Source organism: Dietzia cercidiphylli (assembly GCF_014145145.1).
In the GTDB taxonomy this organism is placed as follows: domain Bacteria; phylum Actinomycetota; class Actinomycetes; order Mycobacteriales; family Mycobacteriaceae; genus Dietzia; species Dietzia natronolimnaea.
In genome coordinates this window covers 1-2721 of record NZ_JAALEA010000090.1, presented here as the reverse complement: position 1 = coordinate 2721, position 2721 = coordinate 1, and the positions used below count along the sequence as shown (strand labels likewise).

2 protein-coding genes are annotated in these 2721 nt (G+C 70.3%); one reads left to right on the top strand and one right to left on the bottom strand.

What is annotated here, in order from left to right:
- Window positions 1-8: 8 nt before the first annotated feature.
- Window positions 9-1250, bottom strand: a complete 1242-nt coding sequence (locus G6028_RS04075) for an acyltransferase family protein (protein ID WP_182658126.1) — start codon at window positions 1248-1250, stop codon at window positions 9-11.
- A 103-nt stretch (window positions 1251-1353) separates the two neighbouring features.
- Here G6028_RS04075 and pgfA point away from each other — a divergent pair.
- Window positions 1354-2721, top strand: a 1368-nt coding sequence (gene pgfA, locus G6028_RS04070; RefSeq protein ID WP_194306813.1) for a cell envelope lipid trafficking protein PgfA, incomplete at its 3' end; no start/stop codon positions are given.

Below are 2721 nucleotides of genomic sequence, written 5' to 3'. Positions count from 1 at the left end.
TGGGGCCCTCAGGTCGCGACGGTGGCCGGGCTCGTCTGCGCCGGGTTGGCCGCGGCCTGGCCGTCGGTACTCGGCGTGCCGCGGGGAGTGCGCCGGGGGGCGAACCATCGCCCCGACGGCTCCTCCACGAGCGCGTAGCTGGCCGCCGCGAGCACGATCGAGACCACCACGGTGATCAGCCAGATCTCGAGCATGTGGCCGGAGAACATGGGAACGAACGCGATCTGGAACGCGAAGTGCAGGACCAGCACGTGCCACAGGAACACGCCGTAGGACCACCGGCCCAGCATGCCGATCACAGCGGAGTCCAGCACCGCGAACCGCTGTCCCCGGGGAGCCAGCGTGACCGGGGCCAGCAGGCAGAACGCCACCACCGCACCCAGCGCGGTCCGGGCCGCGAACTCCGGCCCGGAGGGATGCACGAACCCCTCGGTGAACCAGTGCGGGTGGGTGCTCGCCGCGAACGCCGCCGCGACCACGGTCCACCAGCCCCACCGCGCGTGGCGGTGCCGGGCCAACGCGGCCATGCGTCCGGGCGGGGCGGCGGCCAGCTCGGCGAGGATCATCCCCGCCGCGAACCATGAGGCGAACGCCGGGGGCAGGATCTGGTCGTTGACCCGCTCGGGCAGTCCGAGGTCGTACCAGGGGATCAGAGCCCACGCCAGGCTCAGCACCCCCACGGCCGCGATCACGGGGATGCGCCATCGCGCCGCGCGACCCCGGAGCCCGGCGAGAGCCCACCACAGTAGGGGCAGGACGAGATAGAAGGACATCTCCACGGACAGAGACCACGCGTGGGTCAGACCCTCGACCAGGGAGTCGGGGACGTACACCTGCATCAGGGTCAGGTTGGCAGTCCAGGTCGAGGCGGAACTGCGGGCGTTCTGGGGGATGAGGAAGAACACCGCGGCCACCAGGACGAGGTAGGCCGGCATGATCCGGACGAGGCGGGAACGCAGGTAGGTCCCCGCGGACCGCGCGGTGCCGGGTCCGCCCCGACGGGCGTGGAGGGCGTGGGCCCGCCACAGCAGGAACCCGGACAGGGCGAAGAAGACCGCCACGGACAGGTCGAACCGGCCCCAGACCCGGTTGATCGCCGACCCTGTGGAGGACCCGGTCTGGAACGCGACGTGAGTGGTGAGGACCGCGAGCGCGGCGACCGCGCGGAAGCCCTCCAGCGCCGGGACGAAGCCTGTGGCGGACGGGAGAGTTCCGACTTGTCGGTCGGGGGTGGCGAATGCGTTCTTCATCACTGTTAATCTTCTCCTGATGATGGTCCGGTCCGGCGACCGACCCGGGGAGCTACCCGGCGGTAACCGGCGGATCCAGGGTGCGACTCCAGGAGGACAACCGATGGCACGACAGAGTAGTTCCGCGGGACGGAGGTCGTCAGTGCCCGCGCTGGTCCTCGTCGGGCTCGGCGCGTTCCTCATCACTATCGCACTGGCGCTCGTCTTCTTCGTCGTGCCGGCGCAGAAGAAGACTCCGCTGGACATCAACACCACCACCGTCACCGAGACCACGCAGGGCGCGGTCCTGGTGGGTGCGGCCCTGGCCGGCAACTCGCCGACCGAGCTCAACTCCACCCGGCCGGAGTGCAGCGAAGGTGACGCGGCCGGAGACGAGGACACCGACGCCCCCGGGGACGGTGCCGCGGGCGACGACGAGGTCGTCGAGACCCAGGACGGTGCCGAGGCGGACGACGCCGACGTGCAGTTCCCGGTGACCTGCTTCATCGACAACGACATCCCGCTCTACTCGCAGCGTCGTGTCCAGGCGGTCGAGCCGTCGGACGCCGAGGTGATCACGTTCCAGGCCGCGCAGTCGCTGCTCCGCGAGGACAAGACCGGGTCGGACGGGGTCGAGGGCCTGGTCAACGCCTCGATCGACCGCGTCACCGTGGACCGCGTGTCCGCGGAGCCGATCGACGAGGCCGTGAGCACTCTGCAGTTGGTCGCGACCGGGGCCGAGGACTCCGCCCCCACCGGGTTCGTCCGCAACGGCCTGCAGTACAAGTTCCCGTTCGACACCGAGCAGCGGGACTACGACTACTTCGACGCCAGCACCTTCACCACCAACCCGATCTCCTTCGTCGGTGAGACCACCGTCGGCGGCATCGACGCGTACGAGTTCCGCCAGGAGCTCGGCCCGATCGACATGTGGTCCTCGATCCGCGACCACTTCGCCTCGATCACCGACGGGTACGACCCCGCCGTGGAGGCCGTGCTGGCCAGCTACCGGCGCGAGGGCATGACCGCGGGCCAGTGGGGCCTCGAGGGTGACCCGGAGCGCGAGGTCGACATGCGTCGCTACTACACCAACACCCGCACGGTGTACGTCAACCCGGAGACCGGCCAGGTGATCAACGGCAACGAGAACATCTACCAGTTCTTCGCCGAGGACCAGGACGAGGCCGAGGCCTTCTTCAACGACGCGGCGGGCATGGAGGAGGAGAAGGCCGAGCCCACCCGGACGGCCGTCCGATTCGAGTCCGGCTGGAACGAGGAGACCAAGGAGATCACGCAGTCCGCCGCCCAGGAGACCGCCGACACGCTCAACACGTTCGGTCGCATCCTGCCGGCCGTGCTCGGTGTGCTGGGCGTGCTGGCGCTGCTCGGTGGCATCCTCCTGGGTGCCCGCAGCGGTGCCGGGGGACGCACCACCCGGGGCACGCGCGACACCCGCGGTGTGCGCGGGGACGGTGGCGCCGGGCCGGCGACT

What these genes read in the sequence shown, in the direction of transcription:
- G6028_RS04075 (WP_182658126.1), bottom strand. Translation starts at nt 1,250, where the DNA reads ATGAAGAACGCATTCGCCACCCCCGACCGACAAGTCGGAACTCTCCCG.